The sequence below is a fragment of the Nonomuraea sp. bgisy101 genome (assembly GCF_057708945.1).
In genome coordinates, this window is the sequence record NZ_JBYITD010000021.1 from 22,653 (window position 1) to 46,869 (window position 24,217).

The 24,217-nt window shown below is 71.9% G+C and carries 23 protein-coding genes and 1 pseudogene; 15 read left to right on the forward strand and 9 right to left on the reverse strand.

The genetic code is table 11. The features are described from left to right. The first annotated feature begins 74 nt into the window (after window positions 1–74). The 7 genes from AC3EO4_RS33805 to AC3EO4_RS33835 all read left to right on the forward strand — a co-directional run bounded on the left by AC3EO4_RS33805 (window position 75) and on the right by AC3EO4_RS33835 (window position 8,366). Complete coding sequence (locus AC3EO4_RS33805; protein WP_431899444.1) at window positions 75–1,853, forward strand: PA14 domain-containing protein; 1,779 nt, start codon at window positions 75–77, stop codon at window positions 1,851–1,853. A 394-nt stretch (window positions 1,854–2,247) separates the two neighbouring features. Continuing rightward, complete coding sequence (locus AC3EO4_RS33810; RefSeq protein WP_431899446.1) at window positions 2,248–3,294, forward strand: M23 family metallopeptidase; 1,047 nt, start codon at window positions 2,248–2,250, stop codon at window positions 3,292–3,294. Window positions 3,295–3,364: 70 nt separating this feature from the next. Beyond that, window positions 3,365–4,807 carry an N-acetylmuramoyl-L-alanine amidase gene (locus tag AC3EO4_RS33815; RefSeq protein ID WP_431899447.1) on the forward strand — a complete coding sequence of 481 codons (1,443 nt, stop codon included), beginning with the start codon at window positions 3,365–3,367 and terminating at the stop codon, window positions 4,805–4,807. 117 nt (window positions 4,808–4,924) lie between these two features. After that, window positions 4,925–5,902 (forward strand): NAD-dependent epimerase/dehydratase family protein, encoded by a 978-nt coding sequence (locus tag AC3EO4_RS33820; RefSeq protein ID WP_431899624.1) that lies wholly within the window; start codon window positions 4,925–4,927, stop codon window positions 5,900–5,902. A 51-nt stretch (window positions 5,903–5,953) separates the two neighbouring features. After that, window positions 5,954–6,550 carry a TetR/AcrR family transcriptional regulator gene (locus AC3EO4_RS33825; RefSeq protein ID WP_431899449.1) on the forward strand — a complete coding sequence of 199 codons (597 nt, stop codon included), beginning with the start codon at window positions 5,954–5,956 and terminating at the stop codon, window positions 6,548–6,550. Beyond that, on the forward strand, window positions 6,547–7,275 hold the full coding sequence (locus AC3EO4_RS33830) for an alpha/beta fold hydrolase (RefSeq protein WP_431899451.1): 729 nt from the start codon (window positions 6,547–6,549) through the stop codon (window positions 7,273–7,275). Before AC3EO4_RS33825 ends, AC3EO4_RS33830 begins: the two co-directional genes overlap by 4 nt. Before the next feature lie 71 nt (window positions 7,276–7,346). Further along, window positions 7,347–8,366 carry a fatty acid desaturase family protein gene (locus tag AC3EO4_RS33835; protein ID WP_431899452.1) on the forward strand — a complete coding sequence of 340 codons (1,020 nt, stop codon included), beginning with the start codon at window positions 7,347–7,349 and terminating at the stop codon, window positions 8,364–8,366. Window positions 8,367–8,455: 89 nt separating this feature from the next. Here the strand turns inward: AC3EO4_RS33835 and AC3EO4_RS33840 are convergent, their stop codons facing one another. Then, complete coding sequence (locus AC3EO4_RS33840; protein ID WP_379570080.1) at window positions 8,456–8,722, reverse strand: DUF1876 domain-containing protein; 267 nt, start codon at window positions 8,720–8,722, stop codon at window positions 8,456–8,458. Window positions 8,723–8,847: 125 nt separating this feature from the next. On the opposite strand from AC3EO4_RS33840, the gene AC3EO4_RS33845 reads away from it, so the two are divergent. Next, the gene (locus tag AC3EO4_RS33845) at window positions 8,848–9,786 is read left to right on the forward strand and encodes a TIGR03885 family FMN-dependent LLM class oxidoreductase (RefSeq protein ID WP_379570078.1); all 939 of its coding nucleotides are present in this window, start codon (window positions 8,848–8,850) and stop codon (window positions 9,784–9,786) included. 49 nt (window positions 9,787–9,835) lie between these two features. Here the strand turns inward: AC3EO4_RS33845 and AC3EO4_RS33850 are convergent, their stop codons facing one another. Next, window positions 9,836–10,471 carry a TetR/AcrR family transcriptional regulator gene (locus AC3EO4_RS33850; protein WP_379570076.1) on the reverse strand — a complete coding sequence of 212 codons (636 nt, stop codon included), beginning with the start codon at window positions 10,469–10,471 and terminating at the stop codon, window positions 9,836–9,838. 103 nt (window positions 10,472–10,574) lie between these two features. After that, window positions 10,575–11,498: an NADP-dependent oxidoreductase gene (locus AC3EO4_RS33855; RefSeq protein ID WP_431899455.1), complete on the reverse strand. Its 924-nt coding sequence runs from the start codon at window positions 11,496–11,498 to the stop codon at window positions 10,575–10,577. A 73-nt stretch (window positions 11,499–11,571) separates the two neighbouring features. Here AC3EO4_RS33855 and AC3EO4_RS33860 point away from each other — a divergent pair, with 73 nt between their 5' ends. The 3 genes from AC3EO4_RS33860 to AC3EO4_RS33870 all read left to right on the forward strand — a co-directional run bounded on the left by AC3EO4_RS33860 (window position 11,572) and on the right by AC3EO4_RS33870 (window position 14,834). Next, on the forward strand, window positions 11,572–11,970 hold the full coding sequence (locus AC3EO4_RS33860) for a winged helix-turn-helix transcriptional regulator (RefSeq protein ID WP_379570072.1): 399 nt from the start codon (window positions 11,572–11,574) through the stop codon (window positions 11,968–11,970). Window positions 11,971–11,990: 20 nt separating this feature from the next. Next, window positions 11,991–12,680, forward strand: coding sequence for a VOC family protein (locus AC3EO4_RS33865; protein WP_431899456.1), 690 nt, complete (start codon window positions 11,991–11,993; stop codon window positions 12,678–12,680). 132 nt (window positions 12,681–12,812) lie between these two features. Next, the gene (locus tag AC3EO4_RS33870) at window positions 12,813–14,834 is read left to right on the forward strand and encodes a sensor histidine kinase (protein ID WP_431899458.1); all 2,022 of its coding nucleotides are present in this window, start codon (window positions 12,813–12,815) and stop codon (window positions 14,832–14,834) included. Here the strand turns inward: AC3EO4_RS33870 and AC3EO4_RS33875 are convergent. Continuing rightward, window positions 14,820–15,671, reverse strand: a complete 852-nt coding sequence (locus AC3EO4_RS33875; protein WP_431899460.1) for an alpha/beta fold hydrolase — start codon at window positions 15,669–15,671, stop codon at window positions 14,820–14,822. The two genes, AC3EO4_RS33870 and AC3EO4_RS33875, sit on opposite strands and share 15 nt — an antisense overlap. 221 nt (window positions 15,672–15,892) lie before the next feature. Here AC3EO4_RS33875 and AC3EO4_RS33880 point away from each other — a divergent pair. Further along, a pseudogene (locus AC3EO4_RS33880) lies at window positions 15,893–16,093 on the forward strand (cytochrome P450); the annotation flags it as partial. Window positions 16,094–16,200: 107 nt separating this feature from the next. Here the strand turns inward: AC3EO4_RS33880 and AC3EO4_RS33885 are convergent. Further along, complete coding sequence (locus tag AC3EO4_RS33885; protein ID WP_431899461.1) at window positions 16,201–16,989, reverse strand: SDR family NAD(P)-dependent oxidoreductase; 789 nt, start codon at window positions 16,987–16,989, stop codon at window positions 16,201–16,203. A 98-nt stretch (window positions 16,990–17,087) separates the two neighbouring features. Between AC3EO4_RS33885 and AC3EO4_RS33890 the strand changes: the two genes are divergently transcribed. From AC3EO4_RS33890 to AC3EO4_RS33900, 3 genes are all read left to right on the forward strand, one after another. Beyond that, complete coding sequence (locus AC3EO4_RS33890; protein WP_379570064.1) at window positions 17,088–17,561, forward strand: MarR family winged helix-turn-helix transcriptional regulator; 474 nt, start codon at window positions 17,088–17,090, stop codon at window positions 17,559–17,561. Window positions 17,562–17,830: 269 nt separating this feature from the next. Continuing rightward, window positions 17,831–19,210: an outer membrane protein assembly factor BamB family protein gene (locus tag AC3EO4_RS33895; protein ID WP_379570062.1), complete on the forward strand. Its 1,380-nt coding sequence runs from the start codon at window positions 17,831–17,833 to the stop codon at window positions 19,208–19,210. Window positions 19,211–19,373: 163 nt separating this feature from the next. Continuing rightward, entirely contained in the window at window positions 19,374–19,502 is a 129-nt protein-coding gene (locus tag AC3EO4_RS33900) for a hypothetical protein (RefSeq protein ID WP_379570060.1), read from the forward strand. A gap of 12 nt (window positions 19,503–19,514) precedes the next feature. On the opposite strand, the gene AC3EO4_RS33905 is transcribed toward AC3EO4_RS33900, so the two are convergent. From AC3EO4_RS33905 to AC3EO4_RS33920, 4 genes are all read right to left on the reverse strand, one after another. Next, on the reverse strand, window positions 19,515–20,264 hold the full coding sequence (locus tag AC3EO4_RS33905; RefSeq protein ID WP_379570058.1) for an anti-sigma factor: 750 nt from the start codon (window positions 20,262–20,264) through the stop codon (window positions 19,515–19,517). Continuing rightward, window positions 20,261–20,854 (reverse strand): ECF RNA polymerase sigma factor SigK, encoded by a 594-nt coding sequence (gene sigK / locus AC3EO4_RS33910; protein WP_379570056.1) that lies wholly within the window; start codon window positions 20,852–20,854, stop codon window positions 20,261–20,263. The genes AC3EO4_RS33905 and sigK overlap by 4 nt, the downstream gene beginning before the upstream one ends. A gap of 338 nt (window positions 20,855–21,192) precedes the next feature. Continuing rightward, entirely contained in the window at window positions 21,193–22,872 is a 1,680-nt protein-coding gene (locus tag AC3EO4_RS33915; RefSeq protein WP_431899463.1) for a High-affinity nickel-transporter, read from the reverse strand. After that, complete coding sequence (locus AC3EO4_RS33920) at window positions 22,869–24,161, reverse strand: tetratricopeptide repeat protein (RefSeq protein WP_431899464.1); 1,293 nt, start codon at window positions 24,159–24,161, stop codon at window positions 22,869–22,871. The genes AC3EO4_RS33915 and AC3EO4_RS33920 overlap by 4 nt, the downstream gene beginning before the upstream one ends. Window positions 24,162–24,217 lie beyond the last annotated feature (56 nt).

Consider the following 24,217-nt stretch of genomic DNA (forward strand, 5'->3'; position numbering starts at 1 on the left):
TCACATGTAACTCCTTGGTCATCCGGCTATGTCATGATCCACGGGATCTTGTGGACTTTTCTGACAGGAGAAGGATGAGTGCACTGGCACGGCGTACGCTGCGCGCCGTTCTCGCGAGCGGTTTAGCCGCCGCCGCGGTGATCTGGCCGGCGGGCGCACCGGCGGGGGCGGCCGTGGCCGCCACCGTCTCGGTGGACTTCACCAAGCCGATCAGGACGATCTCTCCCGCCGACTTCGGCGTCTCGATCACGGGGTACGGCGAGGGCTCGTACATCACCAACGACAGCAAGCACCGCGACCACCTGCGCAAGCTCGGGGTCGGCCGGATGCGGATAGAGCTCCACTACCAGGAGCCGGGCAACCACGCCAGCCCCATCGTATGCGGCGGCTACAAGTGCGCCACGGAGGTGACCGGCGACGCCTGGATCGCCGCCATCCGGGACCTGGGCGCCGAACCCGTCGTCATCCTCCAGGTGGACGGGCGGCAGACCGCGGAGGTCAACCGCGACGACGCCGTGGCCCTGTACCGGCACTTCGCCGCCACGGGCAGGCCGCTCCAGCGCTTCATCCTGGGCAACGAGCTCAACTGCGCCTGCACACCGGACAAGCCGGAGATGCCGGCCGCGGAGTACACCAGGCGCTTCACCATGATCGCTGACGCCCTGCACGCCGAGAATCCCGCGGTGAAGGTGGGCGGCCCCGCCACGGCGTGGAACGACCTCGACCACATCAGGGCTCTGCTCCAGGGTGCCGGCGACCGGGTCGACTTCCTCGACTACCACGACTACGGCAACGGCGACGAGCCCATCACCGACGAGAAGCTCCTCGGTGAGGTGATCCGCTCGTACGAGACCGACATCAAGCAGGTGAGCGGCCTGGCCGAGTCGATCCTCGGCCACCCGATCCCGCTGCAGATCGGCGAGTTCAACTCCGACTTCAAGGACGACGACGGGCACCGTACGCTGACGCACTTCAACACGGTGTGGGGAGCGGCGGCGCTCGGGCAGATGCTGCACGCGGGCGCCGGCGCCTTCCAGTACGGCGACAAGAACGGCCAGCTCGGCCTGACCAGCACGAAGGGCGAGGGCGGCATCCCGCGCAGCGACCCGCTGCCCATCTACCACGGCATCGGGATGTACACCGGCGAGGGGCTCTTCAGGCCTTTCGGCACGACGATCGTGCAGGCGGGCGCCACCAGCGACAAGCTGCACGTGTTCGCCTCCGACCACGCCAAGAACGTGGTCATGGTCAACGTCGGCACCGAGCCCGTCGAGGCGGCCCTCGCGCTCACCGGGGTGACCGCGGGCACCGCGGCGATCTGGCGGAGCACGTCGGACGCCTGGGTCCCGCACAAGACCGGGACCGCGGCCATCGCGGCAGGAAAGTCCACCGTGACGCTGCCCCCGGGATCGGTGACCACCCTGGTGATCGACCAGCAGGGGCTGTCGGCGACCTACTTCGACAACCTCGACCTCACCGGACCCAAGGTGAGCAGGATCGACGCCACCGTGAACTTCGACTGGGGCTCGGGCGGCCCTGATCCTGCCATCGCGCCCGACACCTTCAGCGCGCGCTGGACGGGCAAGGTCGTCGCCGACAGGGCGGAGACCTACACCTTCATCACCACCAGCGACGACGGCGTGCGGCTGTGGGTGGACGGCACGCTGCTCGTCGACAACTGGACCGACCACTCCAAGCGTGACGACACCGGACAGATCGCGCTGAGCGCGGGTGCGCACGACATCACGATGGAGTTCTACGACAAGGGCTACGACGCCATCGCCGAACTGCGCTGGTCGAGCCCGAGCATTCCGCGCCAGATCATCCCGGCGGACAAGCTGCTCGCGGGCTGACCGCCCGCCGTATCCGGGCCTTCGCGCCGCGCGCTCACGACCGGCGCGGAGGCCCGCTCCGGCATGCCCGCGGCCAGGGCACGGCGCCCAGACGAAAAATCTTGCGTCTCCGCAGGCAGGAGCCGGTCCGAATGCTCGTATTCGCCTCTTCGGTAAGCAAATTGGCCTGATATCTCCCCTTTTCTGGTGAGGGCGTGGCAAGCTGATCACCACTTCAGCTCAGGAGCCAACGCCACCCTGAACGGTGAGACATCCGTGACGGGCTCCTCCGCACGATGTGCGACGCGCATCGGCGGGTGAATGGCCGGAAATCCGCACCTCATGCGCGATGCGACGGCCGACCTCTTCCATGCCGGCGGGGCCGCACGCCCACCGGCATCCAGAAAGGATCAACGTGAGACTCAAGCTGATGATCACTGCTGGATGTGTCCTGTTACCCGGCATCCTCGGGCTCACCGGCGCGACGGCCGCGGCCGCCGCGAACCCACCGGCCAGCCCCTCGCCGAGCCCCACCTCCACGCAGACCCCCACGCCCGCCCCGACCGCCACGCCCGACGAGAACAACGACCCGCCGAACGAGGTCAACGTGGCCGAGCGGTCGGTGACCCTCATGGCGTCGACCAACTTCCAGCTCCCCTTCCCCTGCGGCCAGACCTGGACCGGCAAGAACATCGGCAGCAGCGCGCACAGGGCCTACGAGATCGACTTCAACAGGGGCAGCACGCCCGACGCCGACCGCGGTGACACCGTCGTCGCCGCCGCGGCGGGCACCGTCGTCATCTCCTCCCACCAGGGGTCCCTCAACGGTTTCGGCAACCTGGTCAAGATCGACCACGGTGGCGGCTGGCAGACCTTCTACGCGCACCTGACCAACCGCTCCGTCAGCGCGGGCGCCCACGTCGCCCAGGGCCAGAAGATCGGCACGGTGGGCAACACCAGCAGGCCCGGCAACAACATCTCGCCGCACCTGCACTATGAGGTGCGCCAGGGCACCGGCTACCCCGGAAACATCCGCAAGGCCGTCTTCAACGGGTCCACCTTCAACTACCAGGCCGGCGTGCAGACCCTCACGTCGAAGAACAAGTGCGGCGGCGGAGGGGGCGGCGGCAGCACCAACCCGCACACCGCGCAGTCCGTCTGCGGCAGCGGCTACAAGGTCGTCGACTCGGCCGCCCTGGGCACCGCCGGCACCGTCTACCTGCTGTACAACTCGGGCAACGGCAGCAACTGCGTCGCCACGATCAAGAAGACCTCGCTGGGCCAGGCCACCGCCGTCAGCGCGTACCTCGAAGTGCAGGGCAAGGCCCGCGCCGCCGACACCGGCAACTTCGCCTACTTCGCCGGCCCCGTGCGCGGCAGCGCCCCCGGCAAGTGCGTCAAGTGGGGCGGCAAGGTCGGCTCGGCCGTCTACGACAGCCCCTTCGAGCACTGCGGCAGTTGACGCGCGAGCACCGGCTCCCCGCGCGGGAGCCGGCTTCTTCGATCGACCCCCCATCCTCCGAGGAGAACCTGTGAAGGCTCGACTCCGCCGTTCGGCTGCCCTGCTGACCGGCTCGCTCATCCCCCTTTCCCTCCTGATGGGACAGCCGGCGAACGCCGTCGCCGCCGATCCCATGACCGACGCGTTCGCCCGCGCGGCCACGACCTATGAGGTCCCGCGCGACCTGCTGGTCACCCTCGCCTACGCCGAGACCCACCTCGACGGGCATAAGGGCGAGCCCAGCGCGAGCGGCGGCTACGGCGTGATGCACCTGGTCAGCAACCCCACCGTCCACACGCTGGAGCGGGCGGCCACGCTGACGAACCAGCCCGCCTCCGCGCTGAAAGCCGACGACGCGGCCAACATCGCCGGCGGCGCGGCCGTCCTGCGCGCCTACGCCGACGAGCTCGGCCTGGACGCCACGGCACGCAAGGACGCGGCCAAGTGGTACCCGGCGGTGGCCAAGTACGGCAACGCCGCCTCGCCCGACGTGGCCAGGCTGTACGCCGACACCGTCTACGACCTGCTGGGCAAGGGTGTCGACGCCGACACGCCCGACGGCGAGACCGTCACCGTGCAGCCGCGCTCGGTCCAGCCCGACCGGGGCACGTACGCCAAGGCCAAGGACTTGAACCGCAGCTTGGCCGCCGCGGCCGTCGACTACCCGTCGGCCCACTGGGTGCCCGCCCACAGCAGCAACTACGCGGTCTCCAACCGTCCCACCAGCGACGTGATCGACCGCATCGTCATCCACGTGGCCCAGGGCTCCTACGCCGGGACGATCTCCTGGTTCCAGACCGGTCCCAGGCCGGATCCCACGTCGGCGCACTACGTCGTCCGCTCCTCCGACGGCGACATCACGCAGATGGTCAGGGAGAAGGACAGGGCCTTCCACGCGGGCACCTACAACAGGCGCTCGGTGGGCATCGAGCACGAGGGCTACGTCAACAACGCCTCCTGGTTCACCGACTCGATGTACCGGGCCTCGGCGGCGCTGACCCGCAACATCGCCGACCGGTACGGCATCCCCAAGGACCGCACCCACATCGTCGGGCACAACCAGGTCCCCGAGTCCGACCACACCGACCCTGGCCCGAACTGGGACTGGACCAAGTACATGCAGTACGTCACCGGCGGAAGCGGCGGCGGCAACCCGCACACCGCCGAGTCGGTGTGCGGCAGCGGCTACAAGGTGATCGACTCGGCGGCCCTGGGCACGGCGGGCACGGTCTACCTGCTGTACAACTCGGGCAACGGCAACAACTGCGTCGCCACGATCAAGAAGACCTCGCTCGGCACGCCCACCGCCACCACCGCCTACCTGGAGGTGCAGGGCAAGGCACGCGTCACCGACAGCGGCAGCTTCGAGTACTACGCGGGCCCGGTGCGCGCCAGCGCGGCCGACAAGTGCGTCAAGTGGGGCGGCAAGGCGGGCTCGTCCGTCTACGACAGCCCCTTCGAGCACTGCGGATAGCTCCACCCGGGCGGTTCGGCGCTCGCCGTACCGCCCGGTCCTTACCGTCCGCTGACGTCTTTCGCCGGGTACTGCCCCGGAGAGAGGGATCGGCTTAGTCTCGGCGGCGTGAAGGTACTGCTCACCGGCTCGGCCGGGTTCATCGGAAGTCACGTCGCCGAGGCCTTGACCGAGGCCGGCCATGAGGTGGCCGGCCTCGACCTGCGGGCGGGCGCCGACGTCAGGGACGGTGCGGCCGTGGACAGGCTGATGCCCGGCGCGGAGGTCGTCGTGCATCAGGCGGCCAAGGTCGGGCTGGGCGTCGACGTGGCCGACCTGCCCGACTACGCCGCCGTCAACGTGTACGGAACCGCCGTCCTCCTGGCCGCGATGGCGAGGCACGGTGTCGGCAGGCTGGTGCTCGCCTCGTCGATGGTGGTGTACGGCGAGGGCGCCTACGACTGCGCCGAGCACGGCGCGGTCCGTCCGGCCGCCCGCGCGGAGGACGACCTGGTACGGGGCTTCTTCGAGCCGCGTTGCCCACGATGCGGAGCGGCGCTCACATCCGCGTCGATCGGGGAGGACGCGCCGATGGATCCGCGCAACGCCTACGCCACGACCAAGCTCGCCCAGGAGCACCTGGCCGCCAACTGGGCCAGGGAGACCGGCGGCGTGGCGGTGGCGCTGCGCTATCACAACGTGTACGGCCCGCGCATGCCGAGGGACACGCCGTACTCGGGAGTGGCGGCGATCTTCCGTTCCGCCCTGGAGGCGGGCAGGGCGCCGAGGGTCTTCGAGGACGGCGGGCAGCGCCGCGACTTCGTGCACGTACGCGACGTGGCGAGGGCGAACGTGGCCGCGCTCGACGCGGGCAGACCCGGCACGCTGGCCGCCTACAACGTCGCCAGCGGCGAGCCGCACACCGTGGGTGAGATGGCCGCGGCGCTGGCCGCCGAGCGGGGCGGGCCCGAGCCGGTCACGACGGGGGAGTACCGGCTCGGCGACGTGCGCCACATCGTGGCCTCGCCGTCCCTCGCGGGCAAGGAACTGGGGTTCACCGCCGCCATCGGGTTCGGGGAGGGCATGAGGGAGTTCGCCCGAGCGCCCCTAGGCTGACCGCGGCCGGACGCGTAGGAGCTACTATGAACGAAAAACCATTTTGTTCATATGGAGATAGCCATGCCGGCCGCCTTCACCGAAGGGGAACGGGAGCGGATCACCGAGCGCCTGCTCGACACCGCCACGCGTCTGTTCGCCACGCAGGGACTGCGCAAGACCTCGCTGGAGGAGCTGACCGCTCCCGCCGGGATCGCGAAGACCTCGCTCTACGCCTTCTTCCCCTCCAAGGAGGACCTCTACTTCGAGGCCGCGCTCCGACAGAACGAGCAGGTCAGACGGCGTCTCATCGACGAGGCGCTGCTCGGCGGCGGTGACCCGCGCGACGCGCTGCGCCGCTTCCTGCGGGCCACCGTCGCCGAGCTGAACGCCAACCCGCTCTACCGCAGGCTCATGGCGCACCCCGAGGAGATGGCCGCCGTCGCCGCCAGGCTCACCCCCGAGCGCATGGCGGTGGCGGCCGGCGGTCCGATGGGCGGCCTGCTGGACTTCCTGCGCGACCACCTCGACGGCGACCCTGAAGTGCTGCTGGGCGTCCTCCGCGCGGTGCTGCTCACCCCGCTGCACGCCGACCACCTGGACAAGGAGCTCTACCCCGCGGTGATGGACCGGCTCATCGACGCCGTGACCGAAGGGCTGACCTCATGAGCGCGTCGCCGCTGGCCGTCCTGCTGTTCACTCCTCGGGGCGGTGAGATCACCGGGAGCGCCCGCTGGTCGGCCATGCGGATGCTGCGGCCGTTCGCCGCCCGCTTCGACGTGCGCCTGGTCAACCGGCCCGTGGGGCTGCCTGCCACGATCACGATGCCCGAGCTGGCGCAGGTGTACGCCGAGCGGTTCGCCGCCGCGTTCGAGGGCCCCGTGCCCGTGCTGGCCATCTCCACCGGCGGGTCCATCGCGCTGCAGCTCGCCGCCGACCACCCGGCGCTGGTCGACCGCCTGGTCCTCGGCGGTACGGCACGCACCCTCGGCCCCCTCGGCCGCCGGGCGCAGCGCGCCTACATGACACGTGCCCTGGACGGACGGCGTCCCAGCCCGGCGCTGGCCGACATCGTCACCACCTCGCCGCTGGGCAGGCTCCTGCTGCGGCCCCTGCTGTGGCTGTCGGACGGCGCGCGTGGTGACCGCACCGACGCGGTCGCCGTCCTGCACGCCGAAGACGGGTTCGACCTGGGCGCCGGACTGGGCGGGATCAGCGCCCCCACGCTGCTGATCCAGGGGGCGAAGGACCTGGTCTACCCGCTCGAGCTGGCCAGGGAGACCGTCGACGGCATTCCCCGTGCCCGGCTCGTGGTGTACGAGAACCGCGGTCACAACGCCACGTTCACCGACAGGCGCTTCGCCCGCGACGCCCTCGCCTTCCTCTGCCGGTAGTGCTGGCCCCCCTGCCCACGCGGGGGACAGCGGCATTCTCCGGGTGCGGGATCTTCTACAGACTCGCCCCTATGACCATTGACCAGACTGCCAGGCCCGCGACCGGCAGCGACTACGCCCGGCTCCTCCAGCGCGTGACGGCGGCGGGGCTGATGCGGCGGCGGCCCGGCTACTACGCGGCCAGGATGGTCGCGGTCGGCGGCCTGTACGCCGGCGGACTGGCCGCCTTCGTCGCGCTCGGAGACTCCTGGTGGCAGATCCTCGTGGCCGCCTTCTTCGCGATCGTGTTCGCCCAGGTGGCGCTGCTGGGGCACGACATCGCCCACCGCCAGGTCTTCCGCACCGAACGCCCGAGCCGGTTGGCCGGGTGGGTCGCCGGCAACCTGCTCGTGGGCATGGGATACGGCTGGTGGATGGACAAGCACACCAGGCACCACGCCAACCCCAACCACGAGGAGCTGGACCCCGACGTCTCTCCCGACATCCTGGTGTGGTCCACGGACCAGGCCAGGGTGAGCCGGGGGGTCGCCAGGTTCGTCGGCCGCCGCCAGGCGTTCCTGTTCTATCCGTTGCTGCTGCTCGAAGGCCTGAACCTGCACGTCTCCGGCTTCCGGGCGCTGTTCAGGCCGAACACGAAGCACCGGCTCGTCGAGGGCGCCCTGCTCATGCTGCACGTCTTCGGCTACCTCGGCGCGCTGTTCCTGGTGCTCTCTCCGCTCAAGGCGCTGCTCTTCTTCGCCGTGCACCAGGGGCTCTGGGGCGTCTACATGGGATCGGTGTTCGCTCCAGGCCACAAGGGCATGCCCACGCTGAAGCCGGGAGAGAAGCTGGACTACCTGCGCAGGCAGGTGCTGACCACCCGCGGCGTGCGCGGCGGCCGGTTCGTCGACGTGGCGATGGGCGGCCTGAACTACCAGATCGAGCACCACCTGTTCCCGAACATGCCGACGCCGCACCTGCGCCTGGCCCAGGCGATCGTCCGGCGGCACTGCGCCGAGATCGACGTGCCGTACTACGAGACGGGGCTGATCGAGTCGTACAGGGAGATGCTCAGGCACCTGCACGCGGTCGGCGCGCCCATCCGGGCCTGAGCCTCACCGTCCGGCCCTGTCGCCGGGGCAGGCCGACAAGGCGGGCGGCCAGGTGGTGGGGCCCGCCTCGAGGCTGCGCCGGGCGAACGTCAGACGGCTCGGGCAGGGCCCGAGAGTTCGGCGATGTCCTCGGCGCCGTCGCCGAGGAGTTTGTCGGCCAGGTCCATCAGCGCGCGCCCCGCCGCCAGCTCGTCGCCGATCTCGGGGACGGGCCGGTCGTCGGGGTTGCGGCGGGCGTAGCCGACGCTCTCGTGCCGTCGGTTGTCGGGCGCGTACAGCACGGCCGTGGCCGAGGTGCGCTTGTCCTCGTCGTCCTCGCTGATGAGGATCTTGACGGTCCACTCCTTGGTATTCATGACGCCTCCCATGTCACGAACGTGAGGATGCGGCCATCTACCCAGCATCCCCCTTGAAGGGCGACGAGCGCGAGGCCAACGGCCCACGAGGTTCGCCGCGAACGTGATCGGGTAGCAGGGGCTCCATGCCTACCTACGGATTCCACGCCTCGCACGAGCAGGTCTCGCCCAGGGCGCTCCTCGACGCGGTCGCGGCCGCGGAGGAGGCCGGCTTCGGCGCGGCAATGTCGTCGGACCACTTCTCGCCGTGGAGCGCCCGGCAGGGTGAGTCGGGGTTCGCCTGGTCCTGGCTCGGCGCCGCGCTCGAGCGCACGTCGTTGCCGTTCGGCGTGGTCAACGCCCCAGGTCAGCGCTACCACCCGGCGATCATCGCACAGGCCGTCGCCACTCTCGCCGCCATGTATCCAGGCAGGTTCTGGGCGGCGCTCGGGAGCGGCGAGGCGTCCAACGAGCACATCACCGGTGAGCGGTGGCCGCGCAAGCAGGTGCGCAACGCGCGGCTGCGCGAGTGCGTGGACGTGATCAGGGCGCTGCTGGCGGGGGAGGAGGTCACTCATGACGGGCTCGTCACGGTGGACAGGGCCAGGCTGTGGACGCTGCCCGCCGACCCGCCCGCACTCGTCGGCGCGGCGGTGAGCGAGCCGACCGCGCGCTGGTGCGCCGAATGGGCGGACGGGCTGATCACCGTGGGCGGGCCCCAGGCGGCGGGTGTGGCACGGGCCTACAGGGAGGCGGGCGGGCGCGGCCCGCTGCGGGTACAGGTTCATCTGAGCTGGGCTCCCACCGAGCAGGAGGCGCTGTCGCTGGCCCACGACCAGTGGCGCTCGAACGTCTTCCCGCCGCCGGTCTGCTGGGACCTGGACAGCGTGGAGCTGTTCGACATCGTCTCCGAGGACGTCCCGCCCGAGAAGGTGGCCGAGGTCGTGCACGTCTCTGCCGACGTGGGCCGCCACGCGGAACTCCTGCACTCGTACGGCGAGCAGGGGTTCGACGAGATCTACCTGCACCACGTCGGCCAGGAGCAGCGCCCGTTCGTCGAGGCCTTCGCCGAGATCCTCAAGTGACGCCGAGATCCTCAACGGGCAGAGGGATCCTCAACGGACGGCGGGATCCTCAGCGGGCCGGGGGAGGGGACCCCGGCAGGCCGAGAGTGCGGTGGATCATCTGGTGCATGTGAGCGCGGAAGCGCCGCATCGCGCGCGGGTCGTCGGCGCCCCGCCGCCGTCCGGCCGCGTCGAACACCCCGCTGAGAACGAATCCGTGCACGCACCAGACGAGCGTGTTGATCGTGTAGTGCACGTCGGCGTCCTCCGCCTCCGTGGCGGGGATGATGTTCTCGATGGCGAACTCGGCCAGCGGCTGCACGTACTCCGCCTCGAGGTTGCCTGCGTCGCTGGCGTCGGCCAGCCACCGGTGCATCCAGAGAGCGGGCACCTCGGGATGCTCGGCGGCGAAGTCGATGTAGGCGTCGATGAACCGGTGCACCGCGGCCACCTTCTCCGCGGGCGGGGCGGCCTGCAGGGCCTTGACCCGTTCTTCCACGACGGCCGCGTGTGAGGCGTGGGCGCGTTCCATGACCGCGAGGTAGAGATCCCGCTTGGCGCCGAACTGCGAGCTCACGGCCTTCGTGCTCAGTCCCGCCGCCTCCGCGATCTGGACGATCTCGGTCGCGTCGTAGCCGAGCGCGGCGAAGAGCCTGGTCGCGGCCTGGAGAATGCGCTCCCGCTCACCACCTCTTCCTGACGTCATACACGTGACATTAGGATCTGGCATCTGCGCGGCCAATCACGTGATCGATAAATACCGGTCAAATAGCTCCCGTACCTGGTCATGCTCGGACGAATGCGGTCATTTAGATGGTGATGCCGAGCTTGCCCAGCGTCCCGCCGGTGAAGTCGGCGATGGCGCGCCCGCTCTCCTCCAGGGGGTAGACCCTGGCGACGGGGACACGGAGGCGGCCCGCGACCACGTCGGCGGCGAGCCTGCCGAGCGTCGCCCTGTCCGGGGCGGCCATGACCGTGCTCGCCGTGATGCCGAGCTCGGTCGTGTCGGGGACGTGGTGCATGGTGGAGACGAACCGGCCACCTGGGGCGAGCAGTCCCGCGACCGCGTCGCCGTCCCCTGCGAGATGCAGTGCGGCGGCCACGCCGTCAGGCGCGAGGTCGCGCACCCGCGTGGCCAGGTCGGCGGGGTCGACGGCGTGGCGGGCACCGAGCGCTGTCACGAACGCGGTCTGCTCGCCGGGGGCGGCGGTGGCGATGACGGTGGCGCCGCGGGCGGCGGCAAGCTGGATCGCGAACGCGCCGACGCCGCCGGTCGCGCCCGAGATGAGCACCGTCTCCCCCGCGAGCGGAGCCACCGCGTCGACCGCGTTGAGCGCCGCGGTGCCCGCCAGCCCGAGCGCCCCCGCCCGGGCGTGGTCGAGCCCGTCGGGGATGGGCGCGATGCCGTGGTCCGCGGTCACCGCCACGTACTCGGCGAAGCCGCCCTGCCCGAGCGTGGGTCGCAGGACGACGCCGAACACCTCGTCGCCGACGGCCAGTCCTGTCACTCCTTCGCCCGTCGCCGCCACCCTGCCGGCGAAGTCCTTGCCGATCACCACGGGGAACTCGTACTCGTACACCCCCTTGAGGTAGCCGCCCAGTGCGGCCAGGTCGAACCCGTTGACGGAGGAGGCCGTGACCTGAACGAGCACCTCGCCCGCCGCGGGCTGGGGCACGGGCAGCTCGACGCTCGTGGGGGTGGCGCCGAAGTCGTGGAACGCTACCGCTCTCATATCCGATCCATCCTTACCTTCTGTGCGTTGGTTACTTCTTGTGCGTGCCTTGAGTCTGTTGCACAATGCCGGGATGACGGAAGACGGCACATTGCCCAGCCCTACGCACATCGATGTGCGCGACCTGCCCGCGACCTGCGAGCTGCGCGACGTTCTCGACAGGGTCGGCGACAAGTGGAGCGTGCTGGTCATGGCGCTGCTCGGCACCGGGCCCCGGCGCTACTCCGAGCTACGGCGGGCCGTCGAGGGGATCTCCCAGCGGATGCTGACCCTGACACTGAGAAGCCTGGAGCGAGACGGGCTGGTGGCCAGGACCGTGACGCCGACGTCCCCACCGAGGGTGGACTACGAGCTGACGCCCGCGGGCGCGACGCTGTCGGTCGAGGTCAGCTCGCTCATCAGGTGGGCCGAGGAGCACCGCGAGTACGTGGCGAAGTCCCGGCTCACCTACGACGAGGTCGCCGGCGCCTGAGCCGCTGGGATCATGTCGCCATGACACTGAGACTGAGCAGGCGGGAGATCTCGGACGCGATCGGCGGCTCGGGCTGGCGCTTCGTGCTGGGAGCCGCGCGCACGTCGGTGCCCGTGAGGTCGCTGGCACAGGCGGCCGAGGTCGCGGCCCGCGCTGCGGCCACGGCGGGCGGTGACGGCGACGAAAGCCTGTGGATGGACGTGCGCGCGGATCGGGTGGTCCTCACGCTCCAGTCCCTCGCCACGGGCTGGGTGACGCCGCTGGAGGTCGAGCTCGCCCGCCGGATCTCCGCGGCCGTGAGCGAGCTGGGGCTGCGCGCCGACGCCGAGATCGGCGACCAGGGCCCGCGGTCGGTGCAGATCGTCGAGATCGCGATCGACGCCCTCGACATCGCCGGGATCCGCCCGTTCTGGAAGGCCGTGATGGGCTACACCGACGAGGCGGGCGCGTCAGGGCCCGAGGATCCCCTCGTCGACCCCGTCGGACAGGGACCCGCGATCTGGTTCCAGCAGATGGACGCGCCTCGGCCGCAGCGCAACAGGATCCACTTCGACATTTCGGTCCCGCACGACGAGGCCCCACTCCGCATCAAGGCCGCGCTGGCGGCCGGCGGCGTGCTGCTGTCCGACACAGCGGCGCCCGCCTTCTGGGTCCTGGCCGACGCTGAGGGCAACGAGGCCTGCGTGACGACCTGGCAGGGGAGGGACTGACCTGGGCGCTCGCGCCGTCCGGAAGCGGTGGCGCGCCCTGGCTGGCGGGCGCCGCCTCATTCCGGACATAATCCCCGGGTGGAAGGTCGGGGAGCTGCGTGGACGCGCGTCGTCGCGTGGAGTGTCGCGGTCATGTCCCTGTTCGCCGTGGTGGCGGCGTTCCTGATCCAGGCGCGGCTGCCCGCGGCATGGCGGCCCAACGTCCCCGCCACGCCCGACCACACGGCCGGGCTCGCGTTCCCTCTCGTCGGCGCCTTCGTGGTGTCGCGGCGGCCGCGGCTCGTCGTCGGCTGGCTCATGTGCGCAGGTGGCTTCGCCGCCGCGATCAGCGTCGCCACCGCGATGCTGATGTTCCACGCGGCGGGCGCGGGATCGCTGGACGCGGCGGGCGTGCTGCGCATCGTCTCGACCACCGCGTGGGCGCTGGGCGGCGGGACACTCGCGATGCTGGTGCCGCTGCTCTCGCCGGACGGCAGGCTGCCCTCGCCCCGGTGGAGGGTGCATCTCGTGGTGAGCACGGTCGTGTTCGCCACGCTCGCCTTCCTCCTCGCCGTCCGGCCCAAGCCCCCTCCCGCCGCGCTGCCGCGTCCCACGGTCATCCCCAACCCGTTGAAGATCGAGGCGCTCGCGCCGGTCCACGCCCAGCTCTACGAGGCGGCCTACCTCGCCATGGAGGTGTGCGTCGTCGTGGCACTGCTCGCGCTCGTCACCCGCTTTCGCAGGGGCGACCCCGCGACCCGGCGCCAGATCGCCTGGCCGCTCGTCGCGTTCGCGATCTACATAGTCTTCCTGCTGCTCGGCGACGACTACTGGGCGCCGGCCGTCGTCTGGACCGGGCTGATCCCCGTCGCCGTCATGGCGTCGGTGCTGCGATACCGGCTGTTCGGCATCGACACCGTCATCAGCCGCGCCTTCGTGGCCGCGGGTCTCATCGCGGCGGTCAGCGGCGTCTACTTCGGCGTGGGCGCCGTGTCGAGCCTGCTGGTCGCCGAGTACCACCAGGTCGCGGGGCTCGCCGCGGCGCTGTTCTCAGGAGCGTTCTTCCAGCCGATGCGCCGCGCCCTGCAACGGGCGGTGGACCGGCTGATGTACGGTCCCGTCGGCGACCCCCGGCTCCTGGCCGAACGGCTCACGCACGAGGTCAGGCGGGCCGATCCTGCCGAGGCGCTGGGCGTGGTGGTCGAGGTCGTGCGCGACGGGCTGGCGGTGGACGGCGCGGCCGTAAGGGTGACCGGCGGCCTGTCCGTCCAGAGCGGCGACACCGGCCCCGCACCGCGCGAGATCTCCCTGGTCTGGCACGGCGAGCCGGTCGGCCACCTGTTCATCGGCCGCCCGGGGGCGCGCAGGTTCGCCGCCGCGCACGACGAGCGGGTCATCGCGACGCTGCTGCCGTACGTCGCCGACGTGGCGCACGCCACGCGTATGGCCGCCGATCTGCAGCGCTCGAGGGAGCGCATCCTGGCCGCCCGCGAGGAGGAACGCCGGCGGCTGCGCCGCGACCTGCACGACGGGCTCGGACAGACACTGGGCGCGATGGCCATGACGATCAACATCGCCCGCATCAGCATCAAGCGCGCCCCCGGCACCGCGGACGACCTGCTCAAGGACCTGCATTCCGGGATGGAGGCGGTCACGGGCGACATCCGCGAGCTGGTGTACGGCCTGAGGCCGCCCGCGCTCGACGACCTCGGCCTGGCGGAGGCGGTGCGGCAGCTCGCGGAGGCGACGCTGGCCACGATCGGCGAGGCGGGGACGGCCGTCGAGGTGACGGTGGACGGCGAGCTCGGCGACCTGCCGGCGGCCGTCGAGGTGGCCGCGTACCGGATCACGCAGGAGGCGGTCACGAACGTGCGGCGGCACGCGGGGGCTTCCACGGTGAGGATCGCCCTGGTCCGCGAGGCGGCGCAGTTCGTGGTCGGCGTCGAGGACGACGGCGTGGGCCTGCGTCCTGACGGCAGGGCAGGCGTCGGCACGTCGTCGATGCGCGAGCGCGCGGCGGAGCTCGGCGGCTCCTGCGTCATCACCTCCCGTCGAGGCGGCGGCACCCTGGTGGAGGCCCGCCTCCCGACGACGGCCATCCTCGCCGAACCCGGGCGCGACCAGGTCGCGCCCGGGTCCTCCGGCCAGGGGCGCGTGGTGTCAGCCCGCGACTGACGAGAGCTCGGCGGCCAGCCACGGCCTGATGACGGGAAGGACCTGGCCCGCCTGCATGGCCTGCATGTGGTCGAGCCCGTCGAGGACGCGCACCTGCCAGCCGAGCCGCTGGAGCTCGGCCCGCCCGGCGAGGACGGGCCCGGCGATGTCCACGCGCGCGTCCCCCCATTCGGGCCCGTACACGATCGTGTCGGCCGACCCGGCGAAGCACAGCCTGGGGCAGGTGATCCGGTCCTGGGCGGCCCGGTCGTCGAAGTCCCGCAGCGCCAGGTAGAGCGTCATGAACTGGCGGGTCTGGTCGTGCGACATCGACACCGTGACGCTCGACCAGTCGCCCGGCTCCCCCTTGGTGGACGCCGGTTCCGGCTTGTCGACGGCCATCCGGTGGGCGGCGGTGGTCACCTTGAGCATGTCGCCGTAGGGCCCGTCGACGGGCGGGTAGCCGCCGAGGACGAGCGCCGTGAGGCGATCGGTGCGGATCGCGAGCTGGATGCCGAGCACGGCCAGCCACGAGTACCCGTAGTAGGCGAAGCGGTCGGCGCCCGCCGCGTCGGCGATGGCGAGCACATCCGCCGCGATGTTGTCGGGGGTGAGCGTGCCGGGTTTCGGCACGCTCAGGACGTGCCCCTCGTAGTCGAAGGCCACGACGCGGAACGCGTCGCTCAGCCCGGTGATGAGGGAGTGGCCGAGAGAGGGGTCGGCGCCCCACTTGCGCATCTCCTCGGCCTGGGGGCCTTCCTCCGCCGGCGCGGGGTTGACCGGCAGGAGGAGGGTCGGTCCTGCGCCGTGGATCTCCATCTCGATCGTGGATCCGTCGTGAAGGGTCGCGGATGGCATGTGCTCGTCCTCTCCATGATCTCTATACGGCGTAAGCCGTTCCCGAGGAAGAGAATACATTACGCTGTAAGGAATTGTGTCCCCGAGGTCGCGACCCGGCGGGCGCCGACGTGTCGAGCATCTGGAACCCGTTCACCGCGCCCGCAGGGCGGGGACCGCCGCGACCAGCCTGCTGCGGACGGGGGTGGGCCGCATCGCCGGCTCGGAGTCCTTCGACCCGGAGAGCAGGCCCGGGACACCTCGCCTTCGGCCACGGCATCCACCAGTGCCTGGGCCGGCAGCTGGCCAGGATCGAGATGCGTCTCGCCTACGCCCTGCTGCGCCGCTTCCCCGGCCTGCGTCTCGCGGCGGACGGCGAGGAGATCCCGCTGCGCACGGACATGGCCGTCTACGGCGTGCACGCGCTGCCGGTCGCCTGGTGAAGGGGGAGCCCGTCATGAGGGTGAGCGTCGACCCGTGCCCGGCGGCCGCTCCGAGAGTCTTCGCGGCGGGGGACGTCGCCCGCCGGGCCGGTGGTGGGCGCGTCGGGTCAGCCGCCGATGTGGGGCGCGCGGGCCGCTGAGGATCCTTCGCGGACCAGCTCGCCGGTGAGGTTGCCGTTGGCCCCCGACCCCAGGAAGACGATCAGCCTGGCCACGTCGTCGGGGTCGGACAGCCTGCGGCTCGGGGTGGCGGCGGCGAGCGTGTCGAGGACGGCCTGCGGGATGCCGGGGCGGCTCTCGGTCAGGGTCAGGCCCGGCGCCACGACGTTGACCAGGATCCCGTCCCTGCCGGCGTTCCACGCGAGGCCGCGGGCGAGCCCGTACAGTCCCGCCTTGGCGGTGCCGTAGGGGCCTGGTCCCGGCAGGCCTTCCTCGGCGACGCCCGAGGAGATCAGCACGATGCGGCCCCACTCCTTCGCGCGCATGCCGGGCAGGACCGCGCGCACCGAGGCCGCGGTCCCGACCAGGTTGGCCCGGGTCATCGACTCCCATGCCGCCACCGGGACGTCCTCGAACCTGGTGGACGGGTCAGGCGGCCCGTCACCGCCCCATTGGACGGCATTGGCCACCAGGACGTCGATGCCGCCCCAGTGTTCGATGACGTCCGCGACGGCCCGATCGATGCTCGGGGGATCGTCCAGGTCGAGGGGGACGACGTGGGCCTGCCCGCCCGCCGCCTCGACGTCCGCCGCGACCTTCTCGGCCTTGTCCCTCCCGGATCGGTAGGTGATCGCCACTCGGGCGCCCTCCCGCCCGTAGGCGCGGGCGGTGGCGGCGCCGATCCCGCTCGACGCGCCGGTGACCATGACCACGCGGCCGTTGAGATCAGTGTCCATCGAAAATTACTCCTCGCTTCAGATGATCTGAGATTGAAATCAATATAGAACAAGATGGTTTCAAGTCAAGAAGATTTGTTCTTGCTACTATGAGGGCCATGACCGCCGGCTCGTTGCACGATGACCTCCACTGGCTTTTCGCCCGGCTCAAGCAGGGGCTGGCCACGGCGGAGGCCGCGGCCGTGGTCGAGCACGGGATGAGCCTGTGGGGCTACACGGTGCTGATGGCGGTCGTCGAGGCTCCCGCCCCCACCCAGCTCGCCCTCGCTCAGGCCATATCGGTCGACAAGAGCAAGCTGGTCGTCATCCTGGACGAGCTCGAAGGCGCCGGCCTGGTCCAGCGCCGCCCCGACCCGGCCGACCGCCGGGCGCGCATCATCGAGGTCACCCCCACGGGAAACGACGCGCTCCAGGCCGCTCGGGCCGCCATCCAGGCGATCGAGGACCGGCTGCTGGCCGGGCTCGACGACACCGCGCGCACCGTGCTGAGGGACGCGCTGCGCCATCTCGCCGGCGACCCCATCGCGACAGTCGAGGACGGCCGGCCACCCTCCACCGCCTGCCCTCCGTAGACGCGGCGGCGGCCGCGCGCACATGGCAGCCGGCCGGCCGAGCCGTATCGGGTGGTGGGCACGGGACGCCGCGCGTCCGCTGGTCGGCTCGCGGAAGAGGTCCCGCTTGAGCCCATTGTCTCGGTCCCGTTACTAAGGTGACTGCTGTGCATCAGGGGGATCGGCGACCGCCGTACCGACAGCCTCCATACCCGCGACCTCCGTATCCGCGACCTCCGCAGGGGCCCCGCCGAGGCAGGGGCCGGCTCGTTCCCGCCCTGGCCGGCGTCGTGCTCCTGGCGGTCGTGGTGGCGGGAGCCGTCGTCGTCCTCGCACGCCCGTGGGACGGCGGCGCCGGCTCCCCGGCCGACGGCGGCTCCCGCGACGAGCCGGCGGCGCAGGCCTCCCCGAGCGTGCGAGCCGAACTGACCGGCAAGCAGGCGTGGGCGGTGGCCGCCACCGCCAGGGATCGCGGGGGACACGCGGGATCGTTCGGTTCGTGGCTCGCCGCCGGACTCCTCGTCCGCGCGGACGCCGCCGGCGTGGTCGCCCGCGCCGCCGTGACGGGCAAGCCGCGCTGGAAGCTGCCGCCTCCCGACGGCGGGAAGTTCTGCGGCGTCGGCCAGGAGTCCCAGAACGGCACGGCGGTCCTGGCCTACGGCTCCATCAGGGCATCGGAGGTGGTTCAGGGCATGACGCACGTGGACTGCACGGCGATCACGCTCGTCGACCTCGCCACCGGCACGCGGTTGTGGAGCGCCGACCTCAGGGACACCGGCAACTACCGCTCACTGCGCAGAGGCGGCCTGTCCCCGCCCGACCGGACCTCACTCGCGATCGTGGGACGGGCCGTCGTCGTCGCATACGGCTCCAGCGCCGTCGGATACGACCTGGCGGACGGCGCCAAACGCTGGGAGACCAAGGACACGCGCGGCAAGGGCGACGGTGGCTCTTGCGCCTTCACCGACGTGCTGGCCGCGCCCGACGGCGCCGTCATGCTCGCCTCGTGTGACAGGGCCTACCCCGTGGCGGTGCTCGGCGTGAACGCCTCGACCGGCGCCAGGCGCTGGCGGACCGACCTGACCGCCGAGCAGGTGGGCCGCGACTCGGGCGTGGCCACCTGGCTGGTCGCGGCCGAACCCGTCGTGCTGGCCGCCGTCATGGGCGAGCCGCGCTACCTGGTCCTCGGCAAGGACGGGAAGCGGGTCACGACGATCCCGCAGACCGGCGAGTACGGCACGCTCGACATGTCCGCCGTGGGTCTCACCGGCACCGATCGCGGCCGGTTCAGGACGCTCGTCACCGGCCGCACCATGGTGACGATCACGAAGGAGCGCAGGGTCAACGACTACCGCTCCAGCAACGCCGTCGTGGCGATCGACCTCCCGAAGGCCGAGTTGCTCTGGAGCAGGAGCCTGGGCGAGGAGGCGACCGCGATCCCCGTCGCGATCGACCGCGAGACCGTCGTGGTCATGCGGGACGGAACCTACGAGGAGCCGCCCCAGCCGTACCGGCTGAAGCTCTCCGACGGATCGGGTGGCGCCATGGGGCCCGCTTACTCGCGCGACCTCATCGGGCTGGCCCACACCTCGCTGTTCAGGCTCGGCGGGCAGCGGCTGTTCCTGGTGTCCGAGATCCACACCAAGGTGTCCGCGGTCGCCCTCGACTGAGCGGGCCGGGAAGACCCCGCGAGGCAGGCGGGGCCCCGGGTAGGTCCGCGCAGTGAGCAGCCCCACTTCACGGCGCTGATCGGCGGGGTCGACGAGATCCGGCTGTTCGGTCCGAGCTGGTACCAGCGCCATCCGCTGGAGGGCGCTGGCGCCCACGGCCACCGTGCTGGAGATCGGGTGCGGCACGGGGCTGGCGCCCCGCGCGGGCACGATCGCGATCTTCGACGGTGACCACACGTCGCTGACCTCGGCCTACCTCGCCCATCGGCCTGCCACCGATGCGGAGCGGTGACAGGCATCCAGGTCAGGCGGCCGGGATGTCCATCACCAGCAGCGGAGTCGTGGTCGGGGCGGCCGAGCCGCCCGCCGGCTCGACGGTCAGCCCGACCGACGTCGCCCCCGACACCGGTACGGCCAGCGTCGGCGCCGTGTAGCCGCTGTCATCCGGTCGCAGCAACCCGGCCGGATGCGCCTGCCCAGGCGAGAGCTGCCAGAGCTGGTAGGTCTTGTCACCGGGAAGCGGCTCGAGACCCGAGGCGATGAACACCATCCGCCCCGTCGAGCGGGAGAGCACCACGGTGCCTTCGACGCCCTGCCCTTCCTTGACGCTCGCCCGCCGCGCGTCGGGCGCGGCCAGAACCGCCTCCACCTGCCTGTTGGCCGCGCGCAGATCGTCCAGCTCGGTCCTGGCCTGGTAGGCGAGCGCGCCCAGCGCGACCGCCGCGGCCACTCCCACAGCGGCGACCGCCTTGGCGACCCGTCCGTCCACCCTCCGCCGGGCGAACCTGTGGCGGGATCCCGGCCGCGCCACGACCGGAGGAAGCTGCCGCACCTGGCCGATCTCGGCCATCACCCGGCTCCTCAGCTCGGGCGGCGGCGTCTGGGCCATCGCCTGGCCGAGGCGGGCGGTCGTCTCGGCGAGCCCTCTGACCTCCTGCGCGCAGTCGCCGCACCCGTCGAGGTGCGCCTCGAAGCGCCTGCGCTCCAACTCGTCGTCGATGGCGTCCAGCGCGTAGGCGCCCGCCAGCATGTGCACGTCCTGCCCGCCGTTCATCGCTCCACTCCCAGGCAATCGCGCAACCGGATGAGGCCGTCGCGCATGCGGGCCTTCACGGTGCCGAGCGGAACCTTGAGCAGCTCGGCGACCTCACGGTAGGAGTAACCGCCGAAGTAGGCGAACGTCACCGACTCCCGTTGCAGCTCCGTCAATCCCGTCAGGCACCTGCGCAGCCGTTCACGCTCCAGGCTGTTCTCCACCGACTCGGCGACCTCGTCGAAGGGCCTGCGCACGTCCATGCGCGCGACCCTGTCCTCGCGCTCGGTGACCGCGCTGGCCGAGCGAACCCTGTCGATGGCGCGGCGATGGGCGATCGTCATGATCCAGGCCATGGCCGAACCGCGACCGGGCTCGTAGCGGGCGGCGTTGCGCCACACCTCCACGAGGACCTCCTGCGCGACCTCCTCGCTCTGCGCCCGATCGCGCAGAACGCGGACCACCATGCCGAAGACTCGTGCCGCCACCAGCTCGTAGACCTGCTCGAACGAGGAACGGTCGCCGCGGGCCACCCGGCCCAGCAGTTCCTCCAACCCGGGACTTCGGCCGTCGCCCGACCGGTCCCGTTCCGACTCCGGCTCCGACCGCATGTGCCCTCCCGTCACCATCCGCATACTGGTCATTCGCAGCCGCTCGGCTAGTGGACGGGTGCGATGCGATGATTCGTGGCCCGCGTGCATCACGCTCCAGCGCGCACGGGCCGGCTGTCAATGCCCCCGTGCCCACCCACGCGCTCTCCGGCCCCTGCACCCCGGGGCCCGCGACCCCACCGGCCCTCTCACCGCGGACCGGGGCCGTGGTCCGGGGCGGTCTCAAGGGGAGGGCGGGCTCCGGGGCGGCCCGAACAGCGGGCTTCGGGGCCGGTCTGGACGGTGAGCCCAGGGCGGCTCAGAGCGGCGGGCTTCCGGGGCCGCTCCGAAAGGTGGGTTCAGAGGAGGTCGCCGAGACTTCTCAGGGTGAGGCCCAGACCGAGCAGCACCACGAGGAGCGCGGTGGCCCCGGGCGCGAGGGCCGACAGCCGGGCCGGCAGGGCCCGCCCCGCGTGCGCGAGCCGGTCGAGGCGGGCGGCCAGCTTGACCAGCAGGAGGCCGGTGGCGGTCAGCGTGGCAGCCATGCCGAGGCCGTAGGCGAGGACGAGGGCGACGCCGAACCACGTGCGGCCCAGCGCGATCGCGCCCAGCAGCACGACCAGCGCGGACGGGCTGGGGACCAGACCTCCCGCGACGCCGAGACCGATGAGGCCGCGACGGCCGGGGGCCCGTGAGACGGGGGTGAAGGCGGAGTCCTGTTGCGGCCGCTCCTTCAGAAGGGTCGCCGTCGCGGACGCCTCCAGGCGCCCGTGCCCCTGCTCGTGCCCGTCCCCGCGGCCGTCCCCATGGCCATGCCCATCCTCGGGCCCGTGCCCAGGCCCGTGCCCATGTCCGTGTCCGTGCCCGTGCCCATGTCCGTGTCCGTGTCCGTGTCCGTGCCCGTGCTCGTGCTCGTGCCCGTGTCCGTGTCCGTGTCCGTGGAAGGCGGTGGCGGCGGTGCCCGTAGCAGCCGACCTCCATGCCGAACGGGCCAGCCCCGCTCCGATGGCGGTGATCAGCAGGCCGCCCGCCGTACCCAGCCAGGCCAGCACCGTCTCACCCGCGAGACTCGAGAACACGGTCAGCAGCAGCCCCACCACCAGCACACCGGCCGTGTGGGTCGCGGTCACCGTCGCGCCGACGAGCAGCGCGTCCCTCGGCCGGCCCCTGCGCCCTGCCAGGTAGGCGGCCATGACGGTCTTGCCGTGCCCGGGGATCAGCGCGTGCCCCGCTCCGAGGACGGCGGCCAGCAGCACCGCGAGCACCCCCAGCGGCAGTGTGAGCGACTCGGCGCCCACCAGCCCGGTGAAGGTGCGGTCGAGCGTCGCGAGCGCGTCGCCGATCGGGCCTCCGGCGGGAAGAGGCAGGACGGGCGTGGCGGTACCCGAGCCCGCTCCCGCGCCCCTGACGACGGACAGGTCGGCGGTGCGCTGGTCGAGCGGGCTGGACAGCAGGTCGTCGGGGTAGCGGCGCAGCTCCTGGCTGACGCTGGCGGCGGGCACCGTCGAACGGGCCAGCCGGACGCCTTCGGCCACCGCGGTGATCTCTCGCCAGCCGATGCGGTCGGTGAGGAAGCCGTTGCTGAACCCGACGGTCCCCGGCTCGCCGTCCGCTCTCAGCCGGCAGGTCAGGCGGCTGGTCCACAGCCCACCCTGGCCGGGCGTGTAGCCGTAGCCCGCCTCGGTGACCCGCCACGGCCTGGCCGCGCCGTTCACGGTGAGCCGCTGAGCCGAGGCGAGCGCGGCGCACTGCGCCGCGGCGTGCGTGTCGCGCTCCGCGTCCGAGACCGCGCCGTTCCCGTCGGCGTCGACCGACGGCTTGGCCTGCAGTGTCGGCAGTTCGGCGCTGTCCACGATCGCGAGGTTCTCGATCCGGTCGGGCAGCACCTTCAGGCCGTCGTAGTGGTTGACGGTGAAGTTGCCGAGCGGGTGGGCGAGCCTGCCGCCCTCGGCGGCCGCAGGCTGCGCGGTCGTCACCATCAGCGCGGACGCCAGCGCCAGAGCGGCGCACAGGCCGGCCGCGCGGCCGTACCGTTTCATGAGAACCTCGCGAGGGCGGGAAGGGCGGGCACGAACGTGGGGTTGGCCGCCTCTGCGCGGGCGGTGGTGCGGGCGGCCGCGGCGGTGTCGCCGAGCGCGCGCTCGATGGCGGCGCGGTGCCGGAGCACGAGCGCGTTACGCCAGCCGGTCGAGGTGGCCTTGACCGCGTACGGCAGGGCCTCGCGGTCGCGTCCCGCCCGGTGGAGCGCCCACGCCAGGGCGTCGGCGGCCGACAGGTTGGGGTGACGGGCGTACTCGGCGCGGGCATGGGCCACCGCCTTGGCCGGTGAGCCGTGGTCGGCCTCGAACTCGGCCCACGTCAGGTCGTCCTTCACGGCAGCGGCGTCCATGAGCGCGCGCTGGGCCTCCAGCAGCCTCCACTGCGGGGAGGGGTCGCGGCCCGCCGCGGCGAGGACCTCGCCGTACTCGATGATGTACTGCGGCAGCGGCAGGCGGGCGACCAGCGCCGTGTAGTCGTCCAGCGCCTGCGGGAGCCGCCCCGACAGCGCGGCCGCTCTGGCCCGCCCGGCGAGCGCGGGGGTGAAGGCGGGCGCGACGTCCAGCGCCAGCTGGTACTGCTCGGCGGCGGCGGGCAGATCGCCCGCGTGCAACGACAGCTCGCCGAGCGAGAAGCGTGCGTAGGCGACGTCCTCGGGGGCGTAGGCGTCGAGGAGCGCGTAGTCCAGGAGCTTGCGGGCCTGGGTGAGGTCGCCGCGCAGCTCGGCGGCGTAGGAGGCGCGCGTGTAGGAGGAGATACCAGGGCGCAGCGCCATCATCTGGTCGGCGGCCTTCGCGGCGTCGTCGTAGCGGCCGAGTTGCGTGGAGGCGTCGGAGAGCACCCCGTAGGCGGTCGCGCCGTACGGGTTGGCGTCGATCGCCTGGCGGGCCAGCCGTACGGCCCGCGCGAAGTCGTGCCGTCCCGCGGCCAGGGCCGCGCTTCCCGTCAGGGTGGCCGGATCGCCGGGAGCCAGCGCGCCCGCGCGGTCGAGGGCCTGCTGGGCCCGCGCGTAGAGGGACGGGTCGGAGGTGATCCTGGCCTCCTGGACGTAGGCGGCGCCGAGCTGCGCCCACGCGTGGTGATCGAGCGGCAGCCGCCGCAGTCTGGCGTTCAGCGCGTCGACGGCCGCGCGAGCGGACGTGGCGGACAGGGCCGTCTCGACCTGCGCGGCGGGGGCGGGCGCCGAGGCGGCCGGCGGAGCGGACGAGGGGAGCAGGGTCGCGGCGATGGTCAGTGCGACGGCCAGTATCAGGCCGCCTGCGGCGAGCACCACCCCGCGTCGCGATGGCATCACGATGACCTCCGGTGGAAGGGGTGCGGGTGTCGCAGACGAGACGCGGGGCCGGG